Annotated in this window: 27 protein-coding genes; 18 read left to right on the top strand and 9 right to left on the bottom strand. The window is 52.4% G+C overall.

Annotated elements, in window-relative coordinates; translation table 11 throughout:
• The first annotated feature begins 24 nt into the window (after nucleotides 1–24).
• Genes ggpS through DXY31_RS05685 form a run of 5 tightly spaced genes read left to right on the top strand, consistent with a single transcriptional unit; the run spans nucleotide 25 to nucleotide 5,455 of the window.
• Complete coding sequence (ggpS, locus tag DXY31_RS05705) at nucleotides 25–1,515, top strand: glucosylglycerol-phosphate synthase (RefSeq protein ID WP_114992830.1); 1,491 nt, start codon at nucleotides 25–27, stop codon at nucleotides 1,513–1,515.
• 4 nt (nucleotides 1,516–1,519) lie between these two features.
• Entirely contained in the window at nucleotides 1,520–2,797 is a 1,278-nt protein-coding gene (locus DXY31_RS05700; protein WP_170953576.1) for an ABC transporter substrate-binding protein, read from the top strand.
• Nucleotides 2,797–3,672 (top strand): carbohydrate ABC transporter permease, encoded by an 876-nt coding sequence (locus tag DXY31_RS05695; RefSeq protein ID WP_114992829.1) that lies wholly within the window; start codon nucleotides 2,797–2,799, stop codon nucleotides 3,670–3,672. The genes DXY31_RS05700 and DXY31_RS05695 overlap by 1 nt, the downstream gene beginning before the upstream one ends.
• Entirely contained in the window at nucleotides 3,669–4,484 is an 816-nt protein-coding gene (locus DXY31_RS05690) for a carbohydrate ABC transporter permease (protein ID WP_114992828.1), read from the top strand. Before DXY31_RS05695 ends, DXY31_RS05690 begins: the two co-directional genes overlap by 4 nt.
• Nucleotides 4,481–5,455, top strand: a complete 975-nt coding sequence (locus DXY31_RS05685) for an ABC transporter ATP-binding protein (protein ID WP_114992827.1) — start codon at nucleotides 4,481–4,483, stop codon at nucleotides 5,453–5,455. The genes DXY31_RS05690 and DXY31_RS05685 overlap by 4 nt, the downstream gene beginning before the upstream one ends.
• On the opposite strand, the gene csaB is transcribed toward DXY31_RS05685, so the two are convergent.
• A complete protein-coding gene (gene csaB, locus DXY31_RS05680) occupies nucleotides 5,444–6,496 on the bottom strand; it encodes a polysaccharide pyruvyl transferase CsaB (protein ID WP_244279564.1) in 1,053 nt (350 codons plus the stop codon). The genes DXY31_RS05685 and csaB overlap by 12 nt on opposite strands.
• 99 nt (nucleotides 6,497–6,595) lie before the next feature.
• Here csaB and DXY31_RS05675 point away from each other — a divergent pair, with 99 nt between their 5' ends.
• The 3 genes from DXY31_RS05675 (at nucleotide 6,596) to psaK (ending at nucleotide 7,519) form a co-directional block, all read left to right on the top strand.
• Nucleotides 6,596–6,904 carry a DUF2499 domain-containing protein gene (locus tag DXY31_RS05675; RefSeq protein ID WP_114992825.1) on the top strand — a complete coding sequence of 103 codons (309 nt, stop codon included), beginning with the start codon at nucleotides 6,596–6,598 and terminating at the stop codon, nucleotides 6,902–6,904.
• On the top strand, nucleotides 6,904–7,194 hold the full coding sequence (locus DXY31_RS05670; RefSeq protein ID WP_170953575.1) for a DUF3593 domain-containing protein: 291 nt from the start codon (nucleotides 6,904–6,906) through the stop codon (nucleotides 7,192–7,194). Before DXY31_RS05675 ends, DXY31_RS05670 begins: the two co-directional genes overlap by 1 nt.
• A 67-nt stretch (nucleotides 7,195–7,261) precedes the next feature.
• A complete protein-coding gene (gene psaK / locus DXY31_RS05665; protein ID WP_114993091.1) occupies nucleotides 7,262–7,519 on the top strand; it encodes a photosystem I reaction center subunit PsaK in 258 nt (85 codons plus the stop codon).
• 60 nt (nucleotides 7,520–7,579) lie between these two features.
• Here psaK and dxs read toward each other — a convergent pair whose 3' ends face one another.
• Nucleotides 7,580–9,523, bottom strand: a complete 1,944-nt coding sequence (gene dxs, locus DXY31_RS05660) for a 1-deoxy-D-xylulose-5-phosphate synthase (RefSeq protein ID WP_114992824.1) — start codon at nucleotides 9,521–9,523, stop codon at nucleotides 7,580–7,582.
• 77 nt (nucleotides 9,524–9,600) lie between these two features.
• Between dxs and ilvA the strand changes: the two genes are divergently transcribed.
• The 3 genes from ilvA to DXY31_RS05645 all read left to right on the top strand — a co-directional run bounded on the left by ilvA (nucleotide 9,601) and on the right by DXY31_RS05645 (nucleotide 12,054).
• Nucleotides 9,601–11,124 carry a threonine ammonia-lyase, biosynthetic gene (ilvA, locus tag DXY31_RS05655; RefSeq protein WP_114992823.1) on the top strand — a complete coding sequence of 508 codons (1,524 nt, stop codon included), beginning with the start codon at nucleotides 9,601–9,603 and terminating at the stop codon, nucleotides 11,122–11,124.
• 102 nt (nucleotides 11,125–11,226) lie between these two features.
• Nucleotides 11,227–11,727: an SMC-Scp complex subunit ScpB gene (gene scpB, locus DXY31_RS05650; protein WP_114993090.1), complete on the top strand. Its 501-nt coding sequence runs from the start codon at nucleotides 11,227–11,229 to the stop codon at nucleotides 11,725–11,727.
• Nucleotides 11,728–11,751: 24 nt separating this feature from the next.
• A complete protein-coding gene (locus tag DXY31_RS05645; RefSeq protein ID WP_170953574.1) occupies nucleotides 11,752–12,054 on the top strand; it encodes a YggT family protein in 303 nt (100 codons plus the stop codon).
• A gap of 18 nt (nucleotides 12,055–12,072) precedes the next feature.
• Here DXY31_RS05645 and DXY31_RS05640 read toward each other — a convergent pair whose 3' ends face one another.
• The gene (locus DXY31_RS05640) at nucleotides 12,073–12,402 is read right to left on the bottom strand and encodes a nucleoside triphosphate pyrophosphohydrolase family protein (protein ID WP_114992822.1); all 330 of its coding nucleotides are present in this window, start codon (nucleotides 12,400–12,402) and stop codon (nucleotides 12,073–12,075) included.
• Between the two features lie 60 nt (nucleotides 12,403–12,462).
• Here DXY31_RS05640 and pyk point away from each other — a divergent pair, with 60 nt between their 5' ends.
• From pyk to ftsH, 3 genes are all read left to right on the top strand, one after another.
• Nucleotides 12,463–14,247 (top strand): pyruvate kinase, encoded by a 1,785-nt coding sequence (gene pyk / locus DXY31_RS05635; protein ID WP_114992821.1) that lies wholly within the window; start codon nucleotides 12,463–12,465, stop codon nucleotides 14,245–14,247.
• 16 nt (nucleotides 14,248–14,263) lie between these two features.
• The gene (locus tag DXY31_RS05630) at nucleotides 14,264–15,493 is read left to right on the top strand and encodes an ABC transporter permease (RefSeq protein ID WP_114992820.1); all 1,230 of its coding nucleotides are present in this window, start codon (nucleotides 14,264–14,266) and stop codon (nucleotides 15,491–15,493) included.
• 62 nt (nucleotides 15,494–15,555) lie between these two features.
• Entirely contained in the window at nucleotides 15,556–17,469 is a 1,914-nt protein-coding gene (ftsH, locus tag DXY31_RS05625; RefSeq protein WP_114992819.1) for an ATP-dependent zinc metalloprotease FtsH, read from the top strand.
• Nucleotides 17,470–17,602: 133 nt separating this feature from the next.
• On the opposite strand, the gene clpP is transcribed toward ftsH, so the two are convergent.
• Nucleotides 17,603–18,193 (bottom strand): ATP-dependent Clp endopeptidase proteolytic subunit ClpP, encoded by a 591-nt coding sequence (clpP, locus tag DXY31_RS05620; RefSeq protein ID WP_114992818.1) that lies wholly within the window; start codon nucleotides 18,191–18,193, stop codon nucleotides 17,603–17,605.
• A gap of 81 nt (nucleotides 18,194–18,274) precedes the next feature.
• Between clpP and psb29 the strand changes: the two genes are divergently transcribed.
• Nucleotides 18,275–18,955 (top strand): photosystem II biogenesis protein Psp29, encoded by a 681-nt coding sequence (psb29, locus tag DXY31_RS05615; protein ID WP_114992817.1) that lies wholly within the window; start codon nucleotides 18,275–18,277, stop codon nucleotides 18,953–18,955.
• On the opposite strand, the gene DXY31_RS05610 is transcribed toward psb29, so the two are convergent.
• Together DXY31_RS05610 and petN are read right to left on the bottom strand one after the other, a co-directional pair.
• Nucleotides 18,952–20,487: a hypothetical protein gene (locus tag DXY31_RS05610; protein WP_137024914.1), complete on the bottom strand. Its 1,536-nt coding sequence runs from the start codon at nucleotides 20,485–20,487 to the stop codon at nucleotides 18,952–18,954. The two genes, psb29 and DXY31_RS05610, sit on opposite strands and share 4 nt — an antisense overlap.
• 104 nt (nucleotides 20,488–20,591) lie before the next feature.
• Nucleotides 20,592–20,693, bottom strand: coding sequence for a cytochrome b6-f complex subunit PetN (gene petN, locus DXY31_RS05605; RefSeq protein WP_066907630.1), 102 nt, complete (start codon nucleotides 20,691–20,693; stop codon nucleotides 20,592–20,594).
• Nucleotides 20,694–20,765: 72 nt separating this feature from the next.
• Between petN and clpS the strand changes: the two genes are divergently transcribed.
• Entirely contained in the window at nucleotides 20,766–21,062 is a 297-nt protein-coding gene (gene clpS, locus DXY31_RS05600; protein ID WP_114992815.1) for an ATP-dependent Clp protease adapter ClpS, read from the top strand.
• 36 nt (nucleotides 21,063–21,098) lie between these two features.
• A complete protein-coding gene (locus DXY31_RS05595; protein ID WP_114993089.1) occupies nucleotides 21,099–22,487 on the top strand; it encodes a BCD family MFS transporter in 1,389 nt (462 codons plus the stop codon).
• Nucleotides 22,488–22,512: 25 nt separating this feature from the next.
• On the opposite strand, the gene DXY31_RS05590 is transcribed toward DXY31_RS05595, so the two are convergent.
• Nucleotides 22,513–22,740: a hypothetical protein gene (locus DXY31_RS05590; protein ID WP_114993088.1), complete on the bottom strand. Its 228-nt coding sequence runs from the start codon at nucleotides 22,738–22,740 to the stop codon at nucleotides 22,513–22,515.
• Nucleotides 22,741–22,819: 79 nt separating this feature from the next.
• On the opposite strand from DXY31_RS05590, the gene DXY31_RS05585 reads away from it, so the two are divergent.
• Nucleotides 22,820–23,095: a DUF2103 domain-containing protein gene (locus tag DXY31_RS05585; RefSeq protein WP_114992814.1), complete on the top strand. Its 276-nt coding sequence runs from the start codon at nucleotides 22,820–22,822 to the stop codon at nucleotides 23,093–23,095.
• Between the two features lie 54 nt (nucleotides 23,096–23,149).
• On the opposite strand, the gene DXY31_RS05580 is transcribed toward DXY31_RS05585, so the two are convergent.
• Both DXY31_RS05580 and DXY31_RS05575 read right to left on the bottom strand, forming a co-directional pair.
• A complete protein-coding gene (locus tag DXY31_RS05580; protein ID WP_137024913.1) occupies nucleotides 23,150–23,461 on the bottom strand; it encodes a hypothetical protein in 312 nt (103 codons plus the stop codon).
• Between the two features lie 181 nt (nucleotides 23,462–23,642).
• A complete protein-coding gene (locus tag DXY31_RS05575; RefSeq protein WP_114992812.1) occupies nucleotides 23,643–24,005 on the bottom strand; it encodes a hypothetical protein in 363 nt (120 codons plus the stop codon).
• Between the last annotated feature and the right edge of the window lie 237 nt (nucleotides 24,006–24,242).

Raw genomic sequence — 24,242 nt, 5'->3', positions numbered from 1 at the left:
AAAATCATATGGGAGTTCATCCAAATGGATTTGAACATAGGCAGCAGCAATTTCATTATTCTTTATCATCGGACACCATTTGATGAAGCAAAAGACGAAGCAGGTGAAAGAATCTGGCGTGACCAGAAAAGTCCGAATGGCATTATTCCTACTCTTAGAAACTTATTTAGAGACCGAGACAACGGCACCTGGATTGCTTGGCGCCAGGTCAATGACCTAAGCAATGCCGAAGATGAAAGAATCGCGATGGATGAACCAGCTTCATTCACATTGAGAAGAATACCGTTAGAACAGGAACAGATTTCAAGCTTTTACCACGTCACTTCAAAAGAATCTTTCTGGCCAATCTTACACACCTTCCCAAACTACTTTGATGTCAACAATACAGATTGGAGTATTTTCGAAGAAGTTAATCAACGATTTGCCGATGCAGCCTGCTCAGAGGCAGCTCCCGGCGCTACGGTTTGGGTCCATGACTACAATCTTTGGCTTGTTCCTGGATACATTCGCAGCAAACGTTCAGACCTTAAAATTGCTTTTTTCCATCACACACCATTCCCCAGTAGTGATGTTTTTTCAATTCTTCCATGGCGGAAGCAAATCTTGGAAAGCTTACTCAGTTGTGACGTCGTTGGCTTTCATATTCCACGCTACACAGAGAATTTCGCAAGGGCCGCGAATTGTCTTTTAGGCGTTGAAAAAGGAGAAAAACAAAGTGTTCCTCTTCGATTTCTTGGCTGCGGCTCAGCATTAACAGAGCCGTCTGAAACACCTTGGCTGAACTATCGAGGACGAAAAGTAAGACTTTTATCATCTCCAGTAGGAACATCTCCAGATGTTATTCAAGCACTCACGAAAGATTCGCATGTTCAGCATTTATCGGAACGAATTGACGAAGACACAAAAAAAGGCAGAAAGCTCATCCTTTCAGCAAGCAGAGTCGATTACACGAAAGGGAACGAAGAGTTGTTGTTAGCCTTTGAGCGACTTCTTGAACGTCGGTCTGACCTTCACGGGAAAGTTGTCCTAATGCTGGCCTGTGTCGCCGCCGCTTCGGGAATGCGGATCTATGAAGATACGCAGCGACTGATCGAAGAAACAGCTGGTCGAATTAACGGACGTTTCAGCAAAATTGACTGGGTTCCAATTCGATTCTCAACACGCAGAATTCCCTATGAGGAAATGGTGGCGTGGTTTGCGCAAGCAGATATCTGCTGGATCACCCCACTGCGTGATGGTCTTAATCTGGTCGCCAAAGAATATGCAGCTGCCAGAAAGGGACAGGCTGGAGTTCTCGTACTTTCTGAATTCACAGGGGCTTCAGTGATTCTTGATGGTGCAGTTCTTACTAATCCTTATTCGCACAAACAAATGGACACTGCGATTGACACCGCTATTGATATGCCCACTTCAGAGCAAATGGAAAGGATGGAGAAAATGAGCTCCGCTGTTGAGGCCTTCACAGTTTCGGACTGGGCTGCTGAACAAATGGGTGCACTCGAAACCCAGGAGTAAAACGATGCTCTGGATTAGGCAGCGATCGTTCAGGCTGTTGATGGTCTCCATCATCGCGATTGCCAGCGTTCTATTGGGAATTTCTGTTGTTGCAAAGCAACCAGATCACGTCTCCATTCTGATGCCGGCTCCATTTGCTGATTCAACTGCTGAACTGGTCAAAAGCTTTAATCAACAACACCAGGGCCGTATTCATCTCAATGTGATCCGGGGTCCTTTGGAAACCGAGGCAATTTCAGACTTAGCAATCAGCAGTCTTTTATTGGGGGACACGCCCTTTGACGGACTGCTAATGGACGTAACGTGGGTGCCGAAATATGCAAAAGCGGGCTGGCTCGAATCCCTTGACAGCTATTTCACCAACGATGAGGTGAACGCTCTTGCTACAGGTGCCAGTGAAGGAAACCATTACCAGGGATCACTGCTGCGTTGGCCGCTGACTGCTGACATCGGCCTTCTCTATTGGCGCACCGATCTGATGGATCAGCCCCCTCAGACACCGGAGGACCTAGAGAGCATCAGTAAGTCACTACAGTCTAGCGGAAAGATCCCCTACGGCTATGTGTGGCAAGGCAGGCAATATGAAGGGTTAAGTTGTGTTTTTCTTGAAATTATTGACGGTTTCGGTGGTGAATGGTTTGCACCAGAAACCGGAAAGATTGGCCTGGATCAACCACCAGGAGTCGCCGCTGCGCAATGGCTTGATGACCTGATTAAACAAGGAATCAGTCCACGAGCCGTCACCAACTTTGCTGAGCCTGAGGCCTTGCAGAGCTTCAAATCTGGCCAGGCAGCCTTTATGCGCAATTGGCCCTATGCCTGGGCTGAATTACAAAAGAAAGACAGTCCGGTCAGAAATAAAGTAGGAATTACAACGATGGTGGCACAAACGGGTCATCAACCTGCTTCAACCCTGGGAAGCTGGGGATTGAGTCTTTTAAAGGGATCCGCAAATCCTGAATCAACTATTGAGGCTTTTAAATTTCTAACGAGTGAGGAATCTCAACATTATTTGTATACCAAATACGGATATACACCAACTCAAAGAGCGATCTTCAATGATCAAAACCTGCTGAAGAAAAATCCTTCATTGCAATCCATCGGTGAAGCATTGCAGTATGCCCGATCGAGACCAGAGACTCCTCTCTATGCACAGATCAGTGATGTTTTACAGAGAAAACTAAGCGCCACACTCACAGGAATGACAGCCCCTCCAGTAGGGATGCAACAAGCAGAGCGGTCCACAAGTCAGGTGCTTGAAGCATCAGGAGCAGCTCCCTAATGCCATTGCTGATCCTTCTGATTCCGTCCCTAATCTTTTTGATTGCGGTGTTTGCATTGCCGCTGTTTCGCTACGTCTGGCTCAGCTTTCATGCAGATTCGGTGATGACTGGCCTGGTGGCCATCCCGAATCAAGGCGCCAACTGGCAACGGTTCATGCAGGACGCCCGTTTCTGGCAGGACCTGCTGCAGACCCTTCGCTTTGCCTTTGTCTCGGTGACGGCTGAAGTTGTGCTTGGCTTGGTCATTGCCTTGATCCTCAATCAGCCGTTACGAAAGCGAGCACTGATCAGATCATCCTCATTAATTCCATGGGCCCTACCCACAACAGTGATGGCTCTTGGCTGGAGATGGATCTTCAACACTCCCTACGGACCCATCGACCGTCTGCTGCAATCGGGATTGGGTCGTTCACTCAATGCTCTGGGTGAACCATCCATTGCATGGATCACCACCGTCTACGCCGATATCTGGAAAACAACCCCATTTGTGGCGCTGATTCTGCTTGCTGGCCTGCAGACCATTCCTACTGATCTCTACGAAGCCGCAAAGCTGGAGGGAGCAGGTCCCTGGATTTGCCTGCGGCGCATCACGATTCCTCTTCTGCTTCCCTACCTGGGTCTTGCATTGATGTTCCGTCTTGCTCAAGCCTTCGGAGTCTTTGATCTTGTACAGGTGATGACTGGAGGAGGTCCGGCCAGCAGTACGGAAAGCATTGCTCTCTATGCCTATTGGAATGCTCTGCGGTTTCTCGATTTTGGATACAGCGCCACCATCATGATTGGCAGCTTCGCAATTCTCAGTTCACTGATTGTCATTGCGTGGCTCGTGATCACTGCGGTGAGAAACCGATCCACAGGAGCCTTTGCAAAATGAAAGCAGCACGATTCGTGATTATCGCTCTATTGATCTGGTCCCTCAGCCCCTTGGCCTGGCAGCTCTACACCTCGTTCTGCACTGATCAAGCACTAGTCACACCGTTTGCTCCACTGGAACAGCGTTGGACACTCGCTCATTATCAAAGTGTTCTACAAAGCAATCCTCCTTTCATTCGCTATCTCTTCAATAGTTTATTCGCAGGAGCCATCTCTACAGCCCTAACACTGTTATTAGCAATACCTGCAAGTTACAGCCTCAGCAAGCTTGGACAACGAAGTGCGCTGATCATCAAATGTCTGCTAATTGGTTGCGCACTATTTCCCTATGTACTGCTCTTTCTGGCTTTGCTGGAAATCGCCCGGTATCTACAACTTGGAAATAGTCTGATTGCACTTGCAATTCCCTACGCAGCACTATCGCAACCTCTGGCAGTTCTCTTACTTACGAATGCATTTTCTGATCTTCCTCCAGAACTCGAAGATGCTGCAAGAGTTGAAGGGTTAAGCGTTCTACAACGATTTCGTTGGATCTTGCTTCCACTCATTTCTCCAGCCATTGCAAGCACATCGATTCTTGTTTTTCTATTCTCATGGAATGAATACCCAATTGCTCTCACGTGGATCAGCGACTCAAATAAGTTGACACTTCCTGTTGCAATGGCAAGAATCGCAGGCTCGTCGATTCATTCCGTTCCCTACGGTCCTTACGCAGCAGCTACAGTTATTGGATCAATTCCTCTCATCCTATTGGTAATGGTTTTCCAGAAACCGATTGTTTCGGGCTTAACCACCGGAGCTGTTAAGGGATGACACTTGAACTCAGACAAGTCGGACGCAACATCAACAAGCAATGGATTGTTGAAAGTTTGACCATGAATGTCGCAGACAATGAATGTCTCGCTCTCGTTGGTCCAAGTGGTTGCGGCAAAAGCACAACATTGCGCTTAATTGCAGGACTTGATCCTGTTAGCGCCGGATCCATTCACATCAGTGGTCGTGACATCACAAGCCTGACACCTGCAGAGCGAAGTGTTGGCATGGTGTTTCAAAGCTATGCACTACTTCCCCATCTGACTGTGTTTGAAAACCTCGAACTCGGTTTGCGAATACGTGGCATATCAAAGCGCGATAGAACATCAAAGATCAGACAGATTCTCGATCTGGTTCAACTTTGGAATCGAGCCGGCAACCGCCCTGCTGAGCTATCAGGTGGTCAGCGTCAAAGAGTTGCTTTAGCCCGGGCACTGATCAGAGAGCCTGAGGTTTATCTTCTGGATGAACCGATGAGTAATCTGGATGCACAATTGAGAGAAGATATACGTCCAGAACTTCGAAGGCTTGTTTTGGAACAAAGGAAACCAACCATCTATGTGACTCATGACCAACATGAAGCCATGGCGATGGCACAACGAATCGCTGTACTTCATGAAGGAAAAATAGAACAGATTGACACGCCATACAATCTTTATCACAACCCTTACAGTCTTTTTGTTGCTCGATTCATCGGTAGACCGCAAATCAATTGTCTGAAAGATGATTCAGATCATGTTCGCGCCGTGAGACCAGAATCCATTCGTTTTTCTGATTCAGGATTATCCGGCAAGCTCCAATCGAGAGAATGGCTGGGGAATTCCCAGTTGCTGTTCCTAGAAACGCAACAAGGACTGATTCGAATGATGGCACCTCCAGAACAGACCATCCCAGAACAAATCAGATTGACATGGCGGGCTGAAGACGAAATCCTCTTCAACGTTGAAACAGGTCTTCGTTTAAGCCGATAGTTTTCCGAGTTCCTCAACAAGCATGATCTGGTGAAGCTGTGCATCACGCTTCAATTGTTCGATTTGCGAACCATCTCGCTCAGCCGTCATTGCTAACTGCCATTGATGGATCAACTGCTCGGAGTTGAGCTGATTGTTCAGATCCACCCATGGCAAAGCGGCTAGTTGCGCTGCTGCCTTCACCTTCGGGTCATAGCTGAGCGCCGCGGTCGGACAACCTGCCGTTGCGGCAAGAATCAAAGCATGCAGACGCATGGCGATGACCAGTGAAGCTTCACTGAACAAGGGCTGGACCTGTTCAAGAGTTTCTGCCTGCATCTGAACGGAACGGAGAAACAATCCCTCAGGAATCAGATCACGACTATGAAGTTCATTCCACAGCGACGCATCCTGGTCTGCGTGGAAGGCCAGCCAGATCACCTCAGAACATCCACTGGAACTCAAACGATCCACCGCCTCAAGAAGAGCGCTCCAGCCCTTGCTGTCCAACAGACGAGTGGGTCTCCAGCAGAGGATCAGCCTGTCGCCTCCCGTCCAAGCTGGCGAGGGATGACGCCAGACTGGATCAGGGCCCATCACCATCGGAACATTGAGTCCCCAGCGCTTTGCAAGCCCCATCGAGCCTGGATCACGCCAAGACACAGCGCTCACGCCAGAGAGAGTGTGCTTCACCAGGATTTGGCTGAGTCGACGATGCAGTGGGCCTAGTCCTTGACCCCAGAGCAGAATTGAAATCCGCTTGAAACGGGCAATCCAGAGAAGAACGAGATAGTAAAGAAGGCTTTTAAAACTGGTTCCGTCCTGAAGCAAACTGCCTCCGCCAAGAACGAGAGCATCAACATGGTTCAGGGCCTGAATGGTTTCCGATAGTGAGCGACGATTCACTGTCGACACCCCGGGAACCAAGGCATGAACAGCGTCTGCGTCCCTAGCTGTCACCACAAGTTCCCAATCGGAAGGAATTTGCGAAACCAGCACTTGAAGCAGAGCATCGTCACCGAGATTGTGCTCGCCGTAATAACCACAGAGCAGGATGCTCAACTTCCGCCCACTGCGAAACGCCTTCACCAGCAATCAACAGTTGATCTGACCATTATCCAAGTGTTCAACCGTTACGGTGAACGACTCCATTGAACTGACATGCACGCGCTATCGCTGGGGACATGGTGGATTCATTGGGCCTCAGTAGCTGAATGGCTGATGGCCATCGTGCTGATTCATCAATACAAACCTGATGGTCAGAACACCACTACGCGGCGAATCGCCTGGGCGATGCTTCCAGCGCTGATCAGTGCAATGGCAGCATGCACATGGCATCTCTACGACAACGCTGAAGAATTGCGCTGGCTGGTCACGTTCCAAGCATCATTCACCCTGATCGGCAACGCCATGCTGGCCTGGGCCGCATGGTCAATCAAAGGGCCAACGAACGTGGAGGATCAGATCTGATGCCTGACTTCGATCCATCACCATTGTTTGCGCTCTCCCTCTTTCCATATCTGATCTTTCTCTATTACCTGGGTCAACGGCGGTTACTTCCCACTCTGAGCCGTCGTGGTTTTCAACTCACACTGTTGTTTGTCGGAATCACGATTGGAGCAGCTCTGATTGCCGAGCTGAAATTCGGATCGGAACTGGTGGCTATTGATGCCCTGCATGGTGGGGCTGAAGCTTTCCTGACCCTCAGCAATGCCGTGATCGTCGCAGGATTGATCGGGTATCAAAAAGCACTCCGATGAACAACTTTTACAAGAGTTGTACGTGAGTGCCTAAAGGCTGGAAGATAAATCGTTGCCTCTGTTCTTCATGCTCGCTCCACTTCTGGCCATTGCTCCAGCCACGGTTACCTGGTCTCCAAAGGTGGGGCTCGTGATGATTGTTTGCAACGTCATCGCCATTGTGATCGGCAAAGCTGCGATCAAATTTCCGAACGAGGGGGCCCAGTTGCCCAATCCAGCATTTTTCGGTGGAATGAGCCACGCTTCACTGCTGGCTACAACAAGCCTTGGTCATGTGATTGGAATGGGCGCCATCCTCGGCCTGGCGACCAGAGGGGTTCTTTAAAAAGACCCTGAACTGAATGATTGGAATCTCGGGGTGGCATGGCCACCCTTTTTTGTGCTTTCAGCTTCGAACTGATGGGATTTCAACGCCAGTTTCTGAGCTGTTCTGAATCTGGGTGGTGATCAAGTTGAAGCGTTCTCGGATTCTCTCAGCCATCTGATCAGGCAGCAGGCCAAGCGTTTCGAAACTCTGCTGTGGCGTGGCATGGTCCACCAGAACATCTGGAATTCCCAGCCTCATGACAGGCAGATGGAGTTCAGATTCCTGAAGGGACTCAATCACCGCGGAACCAAAGCCGCCTTCCAGTGATCCTTCCTCCATGGTGACCAGTCGACCGATGCGCTTGGCCAGTGGGTGCAGTAATTCTGTGTCGAGAGGTCTGAGGAATCGAGCATTGACGACCGTGGCTTGAATCCCCTGAGAGGCAAGGATTTCAGCTGTCGCCATCGCTTTGGCATTCATGGCTCCATAGGCCACGATCACCAGATCATCCCCCGAGCGGAGGACTTCGCCACAACCGATCGGTAGCGGCTCCCACCCCTCTTCCATCAGAGGAACACCTTCACCGGGGCCCCTCGGAATCCGGATTGCACACGGTCCATCGTGCTTGAGGGAACTGACCAGCATGCGTTGGAGTTCAGCCTCATCCTTCGGAGCCATCACAGTGAAGTTGGGGATGGCGCGCATGTAGCTGATGTCGTACTGACCCTGGTGGGTCGGGCCATCGGCACCGACGACCCCAGCACGGTCCAACACGAATGTGACCGGTAGTTTCTGAATCCCCACATCGTGAATCAACTGGTCAAAAGCCCTTTGCAGGAAAGTGCTGTAGATGGCCACAACAGGCCGAAGACCATCGGATGCCATGCCAGCAGCCAGGGTCACCGCATGTTGTTCAGCAATGCCCACGTCGATGTATTGATCGGGCAAAGCTTTCTGCAGCAAGTCCAGACCCGTGCCGGTGGCCATGGCTGCTGTAATTCCGACAACACGAGGGTTCTGCTCGCAGATTTTGACCAGGGTCTGTCCGAAAACCTTGCTGTAGCTGGGAGGTTTGGGGGTTTTGCTCGGTCGGGCCTTACCGGTATTGAGGTCAAAAGCCGACTGGGCGTGATAACCCACCTGATCGGCCTCCGCATAGGGGTAGCCCTTGCCTTTGGTAGTGAGCACATGCACCAGAACTGGACCACCAACGCGGTGAGCTTCCTGGAACGTTCTCATCATCTCTGCAATGTCGTGACCATCCACAGGCCCCATATAGGTGAAGCCAAGTTCTTCGAAGACAGCACCGAGCTTGGGCACCGCCAGACGGCGCATGCTGCCCTTGAGTCGGTTGAGTTCAGCAGGGAGATCACCACCCATAAACGGCAGATGACGCATGCTTTCTTCAACGCTTCCTGAGAGAAACTGCATTGGAGGGCTAAGCCTCATCCGATTCAGATGACTTGAGAGAGCCCCGACGGGCGGGGAAATGGACATGTCGTTGTCGTTGAGCACCACCAAAAGGGGTGTGTTGGGCATATGACCCGCATGGTTGATGGCCTCAAGGGCCATTCCACCGGTGAGTGCTCCGTCGCCTATGACTGCAACGCATTTGTGATCCTGGCCAAGCCGGTCCCGGGCCATGGCCATTCCCAGTGCAGCTGAAATGGAGGTACTGGCATGACCAGCACCAAAATGATCGAAAGTGCTTTCAGAGCGCTTGAGATATCCCGCCACTCCGCCCTTCTGTCTGAGCGAATCGAAATCGGAGTAGCGACCAGTGATCAGCTTGTGTGGATAGGCCTGGTGACCAACGTCCCAGACCACCCGGTCACGATCCAAATCCAGGGTTTGATAGAGGGCAAGAGTGAGCTCAACAACCCCAAGGCCAGGACCGAGGTGACCACCGCTGTTGGAGACAACTTCCAGATGACGCTGTCTGATTTGGGCCGCAACATCTTCAAGCTCGGCCACTGATAGACCATGCAGCTGATTGGGATGCGATAGATCGCTCAGGTGCATGAGCCTCCCGGCAGATTGAGTCAATCTACGAGGCGTGCCTGCTGCCCGTGAAAGCCTCTGGTTGTCAGACTGATTCGATGGATGATTACCTGCAAAGGATCCTGCGCGCGAGGGTTTACGACGTTGCCCGCGAGAGCCCGCTCGAGACAGCGACCAATCTCAGCCGGCGTCTGAACAATCGTGTTTGGCTCAAACGTGAGGATCTACAACCGGTCTTTTCCTTCAAGCTGCGCGGTGCTTACAACCGCATGGCTCAATTGTCGGACGATGAACGCTCACGCGGTGTGATCACTTCGAGCGCAGGCAACCATGCCCAGGGCGTTGCTCTAAGCGCGTCCCATCTGCAATGCAGAGCGGTGATCGTCATGCCCATCACCACCCCCAGCGTGAAGGTGGAGGCGGTTCGCCAACTTGGTGGAGAGGTGATCCTTCACGGAGAGACCTACGACGAGGCCTATGCGGAGGCAAAAAGACGCAGCGAACAGGATGGTCTCTGTTTCATCCATCCTTTTGATGATCCAGAGGTGATCGCTGGTCAGGGAACTGTTGGGATGGAAATCCTGCGCCAAAGCCAACAACGCCCAGACGCGATTTATGTAGCCATCGGCGGGGGCGGGCTGATCGGAGGGGTGGCCGCTTACGTCAAGAGCCTCTGGCCTGATATCGAAGTAATAGGCGTCGAACCTCATGACGCCGCCGCAATGACCTTGTCTCTGGAGGCCGGAGAAAGAATCCGGCTGCCGCAAGTGGGGTTGTTTGCGGATGGAGTAGCTGTTCGTGAGGTGGGAGAACACACCTTCCGACTGGCTCAGAAGTACGTGGATGCCATCGTCACGGTGAGCACCGATGAGATCTGTGCAGCAATTAAAGATGTCTTTGAAGACACCAGATCGATTCTGGAACCGGCTGGAGCTTTGGCTGTTGCAGGTCTGAAAGCTGATGTTTCAAAACGGCAATTTAAAAACAAGCAGCTTGTGGCAATTGCCTGCGGCGCCAATATGAATTTCAACCGTCTGCGCTTTGTTGCAGAACGGGCTGAGCTCGGTGAGGAACGCGAGGCCATGTTCGCCGTGCAGATTCCGGAACAGCCCGGCAGCTTGCGCAAACTTTCGGAGCTCCTGCAAAAGCGCAGCCTCACTGAATTCAGTTATCGGATGGGCGCCGGTGATCAGGCCCACATTTTTATGGGTGTGCAGGTAAGGGATTTCCAGGACCGGAGCGGTCTCCTGGCCTTGCTGAGCAGCAATGGGTACGAATGCCTGGATCTCAGTGACGACGAATTGGCCAAGGTCCATCTGCGACACATGGTGGGGGGGCGTTTACCCCAGAAGTCAGCGGAGCCAACTCAAGAACTGCTTTACCGCTTTGAGTTCCCGGAACGACCTGGTGCGCTAATGCGGTTTGTCAATGCGCTCCACTCAAACTGGAGTATCAGCATCTTTCACTATCGCAACCATGGTGCCGATGTGGGGCGGATCGTTGTAGGGGTGCTGGTCAGCCCCAACGATCTCGAGTCATGGCATGCCGTCCTGAGGGATCTGGGCTATCCAAGCTGGGAAGAGACATCCAATCCCGCCTACCGGATTTTTCTGGGTCCCTGATGGCGCGTACTGGGATGGGCGTTACCTTGGCTTGTCGGACTCAAGGATGCTGGCTTGGACCAGAGAAGCGACCAACAAGGCAGTCAAAGCCCTCAGGACGCTGTGTCTCTGGTGTCACTTCCCGCACGTCTAGAGGCGATCTTGTACTTAAAAGGGCGACCAGTGAGCCTGCAGGAGCTGACCTCCCTAGTTGGTCTTTCCGAATCGGAGACCGAGCAGGGAATGCTCATCCTGATTGCTGGCTACGCCCAACGAGACACCTCTTTGGAGATCAACCAAAGCAACGGTCGTTACAGCCTGCAGTTACGTCCTGGCCTGGGTGAACTTGTGCGCGATCTGCTGCCCGTGAATCTCTCAACAGCAACGCTGAGGACCCTGGCCACAGTTGCGCTGAAAAAAAGGATTCTTCAGTCTGATCTTGTTGATCTCAGAGGTTCTGGTGCCTACGACCACATCAAGGAACTGGTGAACCAGAACTTCATCGAACGCAAGCGTCAAAGCGAAGGTCGCTCCTACTGGATCACCCTCTCCGAGAAATTTCACCGAACGTTTTCAGTCCTTCCTGACCTGGGAGGTAGCTCCGAACCATCCCAGGCTGCATAGAGTTCTATTAATTCCGCGGTTTCCATGGCCATCGAGCTTGTGTCCACAGTCCTTCAAGTACTTGCCCAGACACTCCAGATTTACTCGCTGGTCTTGATCGTGCGAGTCCTACTGAGCTGGTTCCCCAATCTCGACTGGGGAAATCCTGTGCTCAGCACTGTGAGTTCGATTACCGATCCCTATTTGAATGCCTTTCGTGGCTTGATCCCGCCGCTCGGTGGACTGGATCTCTCGGCAATTCTGGCCTTCATTGCCCTGAGCCTGATGCAGCAGTTACTCATGTCTGCAAGCTTCGCCTTCGCTGGCGGTTTCGGCATGTACGGCTGACCACAGATCACTTGGTTCTCAACGGTGATCACCCTCCCCCTTGAGGGTGCCGCGTTGGGAACGACTTTTGAGTTTGCGGAGATTGGCAGATGCCACTTGTTCGAGGCTGAGACCAAGTTCCGTAGCGAGTTGCGCCACGTACCAGAGCACATCACCCAGCTCTAGAGCCACGTCCTCGGTGAAGCGCTCATCTACAACGCCTCCACGATCGCGGATCAGTTTCTTGACTTTGTCGGCGACCTCACCGGCTTCACCTGTCAATCCCAAGGTTGGATAGATCAGATTGTTGCCGGCATCGGGGTATCGGGCCGTGTTACGGGATTGAAGTTGATAGTCGTTGAGGAGCAAGGAAGGTCATCAGTAGGTTGAGGGCATGACGGTAGATTCCGCTGGTTTCCGACGGCAAGGATGGCCGAGCTCGATCTGACCCGAAGAACTAAGATCGTTGCCACGATCGGCCCAGCCACCGAGAGTCCCGAACGCATTCGGGAACTGGTTCAAGCAGGCGCGACAACATTTCGACTGAACTTCTCGCACGGAGACCACTCCGAGCATGCGGCCCGGATCGCCACCATCCGCCAGGTGGCGCATGAGCTCGGGGTTCACATTGGAATCCTGCAGGATCTTCAAGGACCGAAAATTCGACTGGGTCGTTTCGAAGAAGGGCCGATCACCCTGGGGAAGGGTGATCACTTCGCACTCACGTCTAAACAAGTTCGTTGCAATCAGACCGTTGCCACGGTCACCTATGAAAGGCTTGCAGAGGAGGTCACGGCAGGCAGTCGCATCCTTCTCGACGACGGAAGGGTCGAGATGAAAGTTGACCGTGTGGATGAGGTTGACCAGACCCTTCACTGCGTTGTGAGCGTTGGCGGAGTGCTGTCCAACAACAAGGGAGTCAATTTCCCTGATGTTCAGCTATCCGTTAGAGCACTCACCACCAAGGACCGTCAGGATCTGGCGTTCGGCCTGCAACAGGGAGTGGACTGGGTCGCGTTGAGTTTCGTCCGTAATCCCTCGGACATGCAGGAAATTCGCGAGCTGATCAGGAAGCACGGCTTCTCGACCCCAGTGGTCGCCAAGATCGAGAAATTTGAGGCGATTGATCAGATCGACGCCATCCTCCCCCTGTGTGACGGAGTGATGGTGGCCCGGGGTGATCTCGGCGTTGAAATGCCTGCCGAAGAGGTTCCTCTGCTGCAGAAGGATCTGATCCACAAGGCCAACAGCCTTGGCATACCGATCATCACTGCCACACAGATGCTGGATTCGATGGCCTCAAGCCCTCGTCCCACACGTGCTGAAGTCAGCGATGTGGCGAACGCCATTCTTGATGGCACCGATGCAGTGATGCTCTCCAATGAGACTGCAGTGGGAGATTTTCCTGTGGAAGCCGTGGAGACGATGGCCACGATCGCCCGGCGAATTGAACGGGACTACCCGCAACGCCCGATCGATACGCATCTGCCGAGCACCATTCCCAATGCCATTAGTGGCGCAGTCAGCAGCATTGCCCGACAGCTCAATGCGGCCGCAATTCTGCCGCTCACCAAAAGCGGTTCCACCGCACACAACGTGAGTAAATTTCGGCCGTCCACCCCGATCCTCGCAGTGACATCAGAGGTGTCAGTTGCCAGGAAACTCCAACTTGTCTGGGGTGTGACCCCATTGCTAATCGAAACTCAGCAGAGCACAACCGCAACCTTCACTCTCGCCATGGGAGTAGCGCAGGAGCTGGGCGTGCTCAATGACGGAGACCTTTGTGTTCAGACCGCTGGCACCCTGGCTGGCGTCAGCGGCTCCACTGATCTGATCAAGGTGGGCATCGTGAGCGCTGTGCTCGGTCGTGGGACAGGCTTCGGCAGCGGATCGATCAGCGGAAAAGTGCGCATCGCAACTTGCGCAAGTGACTGCGCCAAGCTCGAACCCGGGGAGGTTCTTGTGGCCACCGATACGGATGCTGACTATCTCGACGCGATCAGAGACGCCGCAGCGGTGATCACTGAAACCCCCGCAGAGAATTCCCATGCAGCGGTTATTGCCCAGCGTCTTGGCATCCCCGTGATTGCAGGCATTGCCAACGCGACCCGCGATCTGTTGGAGGGCGAGGTTGTGACCCTTCTAGTCAAGGAAGGAGCCGTTCATCGAGGAACGGGCAGCAACATGGCCGTGAAACTCGACACGATGCTCTGAGCCTGAGCATTCATCCATGGCCAGCAATCTGCCCATCGCCGAAACGATCGGTATGGCCCTCAACACCCTGAAGGCCAACAGGTTGCGCAGCCTGTTGACCATGCTCGGCATTGTGATCGGCAATGCCTCCGTGATCACGCTGGTCGGGGTGGGACGTGGTGCCCAGAATCTTGCTGAAAGCCAGTTGAGCAATCTGGGAGCCAATGTGCTGTTCGTCGTGCCTGGCAGTAACGACACAAGGCGTCAGGGGGTTGCTTTTCCCCGCACTCTGGTACTGGAGGATGCTGAGGCAATTGCTCAACAGGTCCCCAGCGTTAAGCGCGTGGCTCCTCAGATCAATGCCAACGAGGTGGTGCAGTCTGGGGCAAGGAGTAGCACCGCAGCCATCTTTGGAGTGACACCGGAATTCCTACCTGTCAGAAGTTTTGAAGTGGGACGGGGACGTTTCATCAGCGAACAGGACGTCCAGGCAGCACGAACCGTTGTGGTAATCGGTCCTGATCTACGCGACAAACTGTTTCCAGGCGGCGGAGCCATTGGTAGTTCCCTGCGCATCCGTGATCAGAGTTTCAGTGTGATTGGTGTGATGGCCCCCAAGGGAGCGGTCTTCGGGTCCAATCAGGATGAAAACGCCTATATCCCACTGACCACCATGGTCAGCCGCCTGACAGGGCGCGACCCGACCTATGGAGTCAGCCTCAGTTTCATCAGTGCCGAGGCCAGAGATGAAAAAAGTACAAGTGCGGCGAAATTCCAAATCTCCAATCTTCTGCGTCAAAGGCATCGCATTCTTCGCGATGACGACTTCGCTGTTCGCTCTCAGCAGGACGCACTGACGATCGTTGGCACCATTACTGGTGGTCTGACCTTGATGCTTGGTGCCATCGGAGGTGTTTCTTTGCTCGTCGGCGGAATCGGCATCATGAACATCATGTTGGTATCCGTGAGCGAGAGAACCGAGGAAATCGGACTCCGAAAAGCACTTGGTGCACGCAGCTCGGATGTTTTGCGTCAGTTTCTGGTCGAATCTCTGGTTCTGTCCAGCCTGGGAGGGGTCATTGGAACAGCAGCCGGTTATGGAGCTATCGCGGCGGTGGCCTTGTTCACCCCACTCCCAGCGGCCATTGGTGTACCAACAGTGCTTCTGACAGTTGGGCTTTCAGGTTCAATCGGACTGTTCTTCGGTGTTGTTCCTGCAAGGCGCGCAGCACGACTTGATCCGATTACGGCTTTGCGCAGTCTTTAGGTAGAACAACTGCACAGTTTGTAACCCGAAGCTCTTACGATCGTCGAATCCTCATTAATGCCATGAATCAGCGCTGGCGGCAGATCCTTCTCTGGGGACTTCCCATCACTGTTGCTCTGCTGCTGGCATTGCAATTCTTCGGCAGCGGGGCCCTGAGCAACCTGAAGCCAGGCGGCCCCACAGTGGCCCCACGCAACACAGCTGTAGCGAGGATGAGCTACGGCCGCTTCCTCGACTACGTAGAAGCTGGTCGAGTGACTTCCGTTGACATCTACGACGGCGGCCGTGATGCGGTGGTAGAAGCGGTTGATCCCGATCTCGACAACCGTGTCCAACGCTTGAGAGTTGACCTGCCTGGATTGGCACCTGAACTGATCAATACCCTCAAATCAGAAGGCATCAGTTTTGATGTTCACCCTCCTAAGACTGCTCCACCTGCTCTTGGCATCCTGGGAAATCTGTTGTTCCCGCTGCTTCTCATTGGTTCCTTGATTTTCCTGGCACGCCGTGGCAATAACATGCCAGGCGGCCCAGGTCAGGCCATGCAATTTGGCAAAACTAAGGCCCGCTTTGCGATGGAAGCGGAAACAGGTGTGATGTTTGACGACGTGGCAGGCGTCAACGAAGCCAAGCAAGACCTTGAAGAGGTCGTGACGTTCCTGAAGCAGCCTGAAAAATTCACATCTGTTGGAGCCCAGATCCCTAAGGGTGTTTTGCTGGTTGGACCTCCAGGCACCGGCAAAACACTCTTGGCCAAGGCCATTGCAGGAGAAGCTGGTGTTCCCTTCTTTTCCCTATCGGGTTCAGAATTCGTTGAAATGTTTGTTGGTGTAGGTGCCAGCAGAGTCAGGGACCTGTTCAAACGCGCGAAGGAAAACAGCCCTTGTCTGATTTTTATTGATGAAATTGATGCAGTCGGACGTCAGCGAGGAGCTGGAATCGGTGGCGGCAATGACGAACGTGAGCAAACACTGAACCAACTGCTCACCGAGATGGATGGCTTCGAGGGCAACAGTGGAATCATCATCATTGCGGCGACCAACCGCCCCGACGTTCTCGACTCAGCCTTGATGCGACCTGGCCGTTTCGACCGTCAAGTGACAGTCGATGCTCCTGACATCAAGGGTCGCCTTTCCATCCTTAAGGTCCACTCACGCAACAAGAAGCTTGCTCCCGATCTTTCTCTAGAAAGCATCGCTCGGAGGACCCCTGGCTTCACAGGCGCTGACCTCGCCAATCTTCTGAATGAAGCAGCGATACTCACAGCCCGTCGTCGTAAGGAAACCATCAGCCTTGCTGAAATCGATGATGCCGTTGACCGCATCATCGCGGGATTGGAAGGTCACCCTCTGACTGACGGCCGCAGTAAGCGATTGATCGCCTATCACGAGGTGGGGCATGCTTTGGTCGGCAGCCTGGTGAAGGATCACGATCCCGTCCAGAAAGTCACCCTGATTCCACGAGGACAAGCTCAGGGTCTGACCTGGTTCTCTCCCGATGAAGAACAAATGCTCGTGTCCCGTTCGCAGCTGAAAGCACGGATCATGGGAGCTCTTGGCGGACGTGCCGCTGAGGACGTTGTTTTTGGATACGCGGAAGTCACCACCGGAGCTGGCGGAGACATCCAGATGGTTGCCTCAATCGCTCGGCAGATGGTGACGCGCTATGGAATGAGTGGTCTTGGCCAGATGTCGACAGAAGGTGGAAGCCAGGAAGTGTTTATCGGCAGAGATCTGATGACGCGCAGCGACACCTCTGAAGGCACTTCAAAGCAAATCGATGAGCAGGTTCGAGGCATCGTGATGCAGTGCTACGAAGAGACTTTGAGCCTTGTTCAAGGTCAACGTGAAGCCATGGACCGTCTTGTTGAATTACTGATTGAAAAAGAGACGATGGATGGTGATGAATTCCGCGAAGTTCTCGCTAATTACACCACAATTCCAGAGAAAGATCGATTCTCTCCAGTTTTGAACTAACCCTAATAATTAAATACTACTCATTCCAGGCTCAAAATTAAACCTGGAATTTTTTTGATTTAGCTTTAACAAAACAAGGGCAAACTTAAAACATAAAAACTCCCTTATAGGGAGTTTTTTAATCTGATCGCAATCAAACCGAATGTACGGGACGTTTATCAATAACGCTGTCGATTAATCCATAATCCTTGGCTTCAGATGGGGACATAAAGAAATCGCGATCAGTATCGGTCTGGATTTTGTCAAGAGGTTGACTGGTTCTGTCAGCAAGCTCCCTATTCAAACGATCTTTCAAGAAAAGAATTTCGTCAGCCTGAATACGAATATCACTGGCCTGTCCCCTTGCCCCACCGAGAGGCTGGTGAATCATGATGCGTGAATGCTGAAGGCTGCTTCGCTTTCCTTTAGTACCCGCACACAGAAGAAACGCACCCATGCTGGCTGCAAGGCCGACGCAGACGGTATGAACATCGGGCTTGATGTGCTGCATGGTGTCAAAAATGCCAAGACCGTCGTAAACAGATCCTCCCGGAGAATTGATGTAGAGGTAGATGTCCTTTTCAGGATCCTCTGCTTCAAGAAACAGCAGCTGGGCAACAATCCTGTTGGCCGACTCACTTGTGACAGCTTCACCGAGAAAGATGATTCGCTCGCGCAGCAAGCGCGAATAAATATCAAACGCCCTTTCCCCGCGTCCGGATTCCTCAATCACGATGGGGATCATGTTGGACCTGCTGACTCACTGAATCTTAACGGCGGCAACAGCAGCGCTATGGTCTTGCCTTAAAGACAGCCTTAGAAAAGCTTGACTGGGTCCCAGACGATCGCTGACAGCAAGAAAGCCTTTCACACAGCTTTCCCTTACGTCATTCCTTCGCTGTATCGACGCACAGCAGATGAGCTGCTGGTGGAACTGCACCTGCTGAGTCATCAAACCCACTTCAGGATCAATGCGTTATTCGCAGTGGGGTTGTGTCAGGTCTTCCATGCCTTCACGAAGGGGTATCGCCCGGAGAAACAACTTGAACCGTTGTTCTCCGCTCTCTGCAGTTGCAATGGGTTTGACGGCGATGAAATTAAGGCTCTTGCGCAAGGGAGTACGAAGGCCGTTCAGGGCCACACTGTTGACGACGTCCAAACCTGGTTGAAGTCAAAGGGGAAAGGTGCCCCAGAACCTCTGGCAACCGGCCTTTCAGCGGTGACAGAGGATGACTTCCACTATTCCCGTCTCGTAGCCGTTGGATTGTTCAGTCTGCTCTCCGAAGCTCAGGGCAATGAGAGTGATGATCCCGAAGAACTGAGCAAAACGGTGCACGCCATCGGTGAGCAGATCGGATTGTCTCGTCCTCGCCTGGAGAAGGATCTGAGTCTCTACCGCAGCAATCTCGAAAAGATGGTTCAGGCCGTTGAACTCATGGAAGAAACGCTCGCAGCCGAACGACGCAAACGTGAGCGACAGAGGGCTGAAAAAGCATCCCAGGATTAAGAGTCAGGAGCCAGGTTCAGGCTCCCGTGCACTCTCCACCACGACTGCCGGGCTGACTGGTTGGCTCCTGAGGAGTTGAGAGGTCTGATCTCAATGTTGAGAGTCGATGCGCTCTGCACAGGCTTCGGCCACAGACCTCCAAGGAAACCAAGTTGCGTTAAATGCTTGGGGTCAGCCGTAATCCTGAGCGAGTAGGAGTGCTTCTGCAAGAGAGGTGCGAGGAAAGGCTGATCAGCAGGTTTTGTTCCAAATCCGATGCTTAAAACGGGCACCTTCTGATCGTTGATGATCTCCCAGCCACCAACGATGGTCTGATCGGGATCATCGCGCAGCTGCCAAAGACTGGAAGGCTCGGCTGAAGCCGGAACCTGCTGAAGCTTCTGGTATCCCCTGGAATCAAGGCGATCCGACACCGCTTCGAGAATTGATGTCCATTGCTCACGACTCCCAGTCAATGGCAATTGAATTTGCAAACCAGCTTTATAAACACCGCTAGGACGGCTCTGCAGCCTCATGGAAAACGGAAGATCAGCGATTTTGGATCGCATACCACCGTTGATTCCGTAAAGCTCCTCGAGTGGCGCCTGAATGATCTGACGCGACAGCAGAGTTCCCAGAATCAAATCCACACGCTTTCCACTGATCTGAAGCAACGTGAGATCGCTGGATTTTGCTTCGGTGGATGTTGCTTCGGTGGATGTTGCTTCGGGTGATCTTGCGTTACCGGAGTTCAGATCAGTGAGTGTCTGACTCGAACTGGCATGAAAAGGCCCTGGGACTAACACCGAGGTCTGCTGGGTGAGGGAACTCAACGGTCGACGCCCGATGACGCCATTCCAGAGAAGTTGATTGGACTGAAGTCGTAGCTGAACACAACCTTCTCGACCCTGCTGGAGCAAGGGCGCAAGCGTTCCGCTGAGTGTTGCAAGGGCGTCCGCATTCCAGATGACCCCGGGGCTCTCCGACAAGGCCTGAAGACAGGATCCCAAGAGACTGTCGGGCTGAAGCTTGGTTGTTGAGACCTGATTGGTTTTCAGCCGTTGCAGCAGCTGCTGGCGATGCAGTGCGTCTGAAGCCAGAACCTCCATCGATCCCACACGCTGACGTTGAAGCCCTTCAATCTCGGCAGGAAACGTTGAGGACGACAGAATCAGATAGGCATCACCGTCCTGTGACCACCCCTGCCACCAGATCGAACGGCCATATCGCTGCCAAAGATCAGAAGCTGGCTTAACACCCAAACGATCTGTCCAGAGCGACGGAACAGTTCGTTTCGGATCACCACGGAAACTCTGGACAAGAATCAGAGCGCCTGACAATTGAGCCAAGGACGAAGCTGAACTGTCATCAGCCCAGTGCAGGCCACGATTCGTTAAGCGCAATCCGATCAAACCAGATCCAAGCAGCAACGAAATACCAGCCAGCGTGGCTGTTGAACGCAACAGCTGCATGCGGCAACGCTGCAAGCTCCGACTCAAAAGAGCAGTTTCGAACACACTGTCACCGACGACGTCGTCGATCTCTCCACTCAATCGTGGACAGATAAATCACAGAACCACTAACGAACACGAGCAGTGCTACAGCTGTAACAGCAAGTGCTTGATTGACCAGAGGAGACTGGAGCGTCTCGTACACGTCAGAAATTAATGGAGCCGTCACCGTTGCGACCCCACACCACCATGGCGATCGAAAAGCTGAACACAGCTGCGAGAGAAGCCCAACCCAGGGTGAAAAGCATTGTGGATCTCTTGGATGACGGCAGTGTAACTAAGCTTCCCTGCGGATTCATCCCGTCTGTTCACGAGACCTCATGACTTCGTCATCACCCGGTGCAGCAACGGTTCTTGAACGCCAGGGCACAACTCAGCGCTATCCGGAAGCACGCGTGATCGTGCTGGACGATGACGTGAACACGTTTGAACATGTGGTGGAGTGCCTCTGCAAGATCATTCCCGGCATGAATTCAGATCGTGCCTGGGCTCTGGCCCGTCGTATCGACGGAGAAGGCCGTGCGGAGGTCTGGTGTGGTCCGCTGGAACAAGCCGAGTTGTATCACCAACAACTTGCTTCGGAGGGGTTGACGATGGCTCCAGTGGAGCGCTGCTAAGGGCCACCTAAGGTCAGCGAATCGCTTTTGCAGCCGGTGGGATCAGCACGGTTCATTGCCCTTGCATTGCGTCTTGGTCTGTTTCAGGCCTGTCTCGGTGCTCTCTCAGTTCTGACCCTTGGCATCTTCAACAGACTGCTGATTGATGAATTTGAGGTGCCTGCCGCGCTAACCGCACTGGCTCTCGGCAGTCAGCAACTGGTTGCCTTCTCCAGAATCTGGTTTGGACAGCAATCGGATCGCTGCCGTTGGAATCAACTACGGCGCACACCCTTCATTGTTGGCGGCGCAGCGGCGTTTTGCCTATTGACGTGGATTGCAGGCCGCAACGTTCTCTGGCTGGCAGAAGCATCTCAAGCAGGCAGTGAGGCTGATGTGATCTGGAGAGGGCTGATCCTCGCCCTGGTGTTTGTGTTCTATGGGCTGGCCATTGCAGCCAGTTCCACCCCATTTGCAGCGCTACTGGTTGATGTGAGCACTGAAAAACAGCGACCTGCCCTGGTGTCTGTTGTGTGGTCGATGCTGATGGTGGGCATCGTCGCAGGAGCCATTCTACTGAGTTCGTTTCTTGGCTCCTCATGCGAAACCGCTGAGCTGACCAATCTGATCTCTGGAGTGGAAAGGCTGATCACGGTGGCACCCCTGGTGATCTTCACGCTTGTCGTGGCTTCAATTGCAGGGGTGGAGCCACGTCTGAAAACCGGCAATTCCAAAGATCAGCCACCACTGGCGATCAATCAGAACATTTCTCTCAGTGGCGCATGGAGTGTGCTGAAACAATCCCCACAGGTGGGGTATTTCTTTGTTGTTCTGTCCCTGTTCACGTTCGCGTTGTTTCTACAGGAAGCTGTGCTGGAGCCCTACGGCGGAGCGGTGTTCGCCATGGATCTCTGCACGAGCACGCGGCTAAATGCCGTGTGGGGGGTTGGAACGTTGCTGGGAATTGGTGCAACAGGCTTCTTGATCACACCTCGACTTGGCGCCCAACGGACAGCTCTGAGCGGTGGAGTGCTTTCTGCACTCTTCGTGTTGATGATGGTGGTATCAGGATCTCTGGCCTCAACATCGCTCTTCCAGAAAGCACTGTTCCTTTTCGGCGTAGGAGCCGGAATCAGCACCAATGCAAGCCTCACGCTGATGCTCGGTCTGACTTCGCCTCTGATGGCAGGAACATTTATCGGAGTCTGGGGCTTGGCTCAGGCCTATGCACGGGGGCTGGCCACCATCAGCGGCGGAGCGTTGTTGAGCATCTTTGGCGAAATCACTGGATCTCAGAACAGCTTTGAGGCCTATGCCGGAGTGTTCGTCGTCCAAGCTTTCGGTCTTTTAGCGGCAGGCTTGCTGCTACTACGAGTAGACACAAAATTGTTTCAAAACAAAGTCGAGCAGGCACTCAGCTCGGTCGTGATCAATGAGCTTGACTGACCAACAAAGCTGATCTGGCTACCGATCAGGCAGCAGGCTGCCTGCTTGTGCGAGCCAAGCGAAGCATTTCAGTTGTTTTGATGCGTCTATTGCGCGCTGCCAAAACGTATCGGAGAACCTTTCCAGGACAAAAGGCCAAACCACGGACTTCGTCGCCGTGAACCTCTGCCGTCAGCACCCTGGCCTGAGGGCCGCAACGATCCTGCAACGGGCCAGTCACCTCACGAAGCAGCCTGTCGACGGATTGGAGCATGGCAGGCAGAACTCTCTCTTCTCTGTAGCCAAATCCATTAGCTTCGACCAGCTCAAGTTTCAGCAAGCAGTAATTCTCTGTGGGGCGCCTGGTCATCACGCACAGCACCTATGTCGAAGGGTTGATCCCCTGGCTAAAGGTTCTTGCCAGGGATCCTGAGATCCAAACGATCACTCCAGGTGTGATTTCAAGAGTTCGCGGACGTAGCTCAAATCTTCAGCTGCGCGTTTCGATACCGGTATCAGGCGGTTTCAAGATGCTTGCCCGTAAGGGCACAAGCGCTCAGGAAGTGTTTGTGGTCACGCAGCTCAATAAGGAGGAACTGCTAAGGCGCATTGAAATCTGCAACCCTTAAACAAACTAAAAGCAGGGATATAAAAAACTGTGGAGCACTGATTTATGTCCTTATTCAGCTAGGCAATCCGATCGATAGGTAGATGCAAAGAATTAAAACCATAGAAAGAACATAGATAACTCCTACGTATCTTGCCCAGCGTAATTTCCATTCATACGGCAATCCCAAAAGCCAGGAAAAAAGAGTTACAGCAATAAATCCATATTCATAATAAGTGGGAACCTGGCGATTATAGGCTTTTTCTATAGCGGTTGAAATTAAAAAAAACAACGCAAAATAGTCAAACATAGAACCTGCATTGAACAGCAAGGCTTCTTTGTTGAGAGAAAGACGTCGTTTTTGCTTAGAAAAAAAATTCATCTTCACGGCAAGAAAAAAGCATTACCCGTCTCAATCAACGAGATCTAGCGCTGTACAACAACATTATAGAACAAGCCTCCGTAACACTTCAGATACTTACATTAGTGAGGTTCAAAAATCTCCAAAGCTTCAATCCACAAAGCACTGAACAAGTAAACACAAGAACCCAACCAAGTGGCTCGAAAGACTAATAACGGAAATGCTTAACGACTGTCCACTCACCCTTTTTACCCACTGCATCCTGATAAGTGCCATTTATAATTGCATTGTTCTCAAAACCTAAGAACTGGGATGATTCTTGCTGCTCTTGGCAGAGGCGTGGACTGATGGCTACATTTTCACTAATTATCTTTGAAGCATAAGCTATTTTTTGCTTCTCCCACTCAAGAATTTCATCATCCCAGAAAGCGGCATCAGGCCTTGGATTATCTTGCTCAAATTTTCTCCTTTTCTCGAAACCCAGCAACTCTCGCTCATAATCAACTTCATCCTGCTGGCTTTCCCATTCATTACAAGCAGTCTCTGCTTCAGATCGTGATGGGTAGCCCATCGAACAAGAATTAACCATAAAACCCAAAAGAACTACTGGTATGACGAGATAACGTCGAGCCACAAGTGGTTACAGATCTTTGAAGATCATAGCGAAACTAAGGCAACTCCTAAAAACAGATAAAGAATCAAAGACTGGATGAAAGGCGGTTTGAATCAAACAAGGAAGCAATGGGCATGAAAGAGGAAACTACAACCATTACCTGGATTCGGTCGTTTTGAACACAGACAAAAACCT

Source organism: Synechococcus sp. UW179A, from assembly GCF_900473965.1.
Classification (GTDB): domain Bacteria; phylum Cyanobacteriota; class Cyanobacteriia; order PCC-6307; family Cyanobiaceae; genus Synechococcus_C.
This window is presented reverse-complemented; position numbering and strand designations above follow the sequence as displayed.

Bases quoted from the DNA above. Each gene is read 5' to 3' on its own strand.
- ggpS (WP_114992830.1), top strand. From the start codon at position 25: ATGGATTTGAACATAGGCAGCAGCAATTTCATTATTCTTTATCATCGG.
- DXY31_RS05700 (WP_170953576.1), top strand. From the start codon at position 1,520: ATGCTCTGGATTAGGCAGCGATCGTTCAGGCTGTTGATGGTCTCCATC.
- DXY31_RS05695 (WP_114992829.1), top strand. From the start codon at position 2,797: ATGCCATTGCTGATCCTTCTGATTCCGTCCCTAATCTTTTTGATTGCG.
- DXY31_RS05690 (WP_114992828.1), top strand. From the start codon at position 3,669: ATGAAAGCAGCACGATTCGTGATTATCGCTCTATTGATCTGGTCCCTC.
- DXY31_RS05685 (WP_114992827.1), top strand. From the start codon at position 4,481: ATGACACTTGAACTCAGACAAGTCGGACGCAACATCAACAAGCAATGG.
- DXY31_RS05675 (WP_114992825.1), top strand. From the start codon at position 6,596: ATGCACGCGCTATCGCTGGGGACATGGTGGATTCATTGGGCCTCAGTA.
- DXY31_RS05670 (WP_170953575.1), top strand. From the start codon at position 6,904: ATGCCTGACTTCGATCCATCACCATTGTTTGCGCTCTCCCTCTTTCCA.
- psaK (WP_114993091.1), top strand. From the start codon at position 7,262: ATGCTCGCTCCACTTCTGGCCATTGCTCCAGCCACGGTTACCTGGTCT.
- dxs (WP_114992824.1), bottom strand. From the start codon at position 9,523: ATGCACCTGAGCGATCTATCGCATCCCAATCAGCTGCATGGTCTATCA.
- ilvA (WP_114992823.1), top strand. From the start codon at position 9,601: ATGGATGATTACCTGCAAAGGATCCTGCGCGCGAGGGTTTACGACGTT.
- DXY31_RS05645 (WP_170953574.1), top strand. From the start codon at position 11,752: ATGGCCATCGAGCTTGTGTCCACAGTCCTTCAAGTACTTGCCCAGACA.
- pyk (WP_114992821.1), top strand. From the start codon at position 12,463: ATGGCCGAGCTCGATCTGACCCGAAGAACTAAGATCGTTGCCACGATC.
- DXY31_RS05630 (WP_114992820.1), top strand. From the start codon at position 14,264: ATGGCCAGCAATCTGCCCATCGCCGAAACGATCGGTATGGCCCTCAAC.
- ftsH (WP_114992819.1), top strand. From the start codon at position 15,556: ATGAATCAGCGCTGGCGGCAGATCCTTCTCTGGGGACTTCCCATCACT.
- clpP (WP_114992818.1), bottom strand. From the start codon at position 18,193: ATGATCCCCATCGTGATTGAGGAATCCGGACGCGGGGAAAGGGCGTTT.
- petN (WP_066907630.1), bottom strand. From the start codon at position 20,693: ATGCTTTTCACCCTGGGTTGGGCTTCTCTCGCAGCTGTGTTCAGCTTT.
- clpS (WP_114992815.1), top strand. From the start codon at position 20,766: ATGACTTCGTCATCACCCGGTGCAGCAACGGTTCTTGAACGCCAGGGC.
- DXY31_RS05590 (WP_114993088.1), bottom strand. From the start codon at position 22,740: ATGCTCCAATCCGTCGACAGGCTGCTTCGTGAGGTGACTGGCCCGTTG.
- DXY31_RS05575 (WP_114992812.1), bottom strand. From the start codon at position 24,005: ATGGGCTACCCATCACGATCTGAAGCAGAGACTGCTTGTAATGAATGG.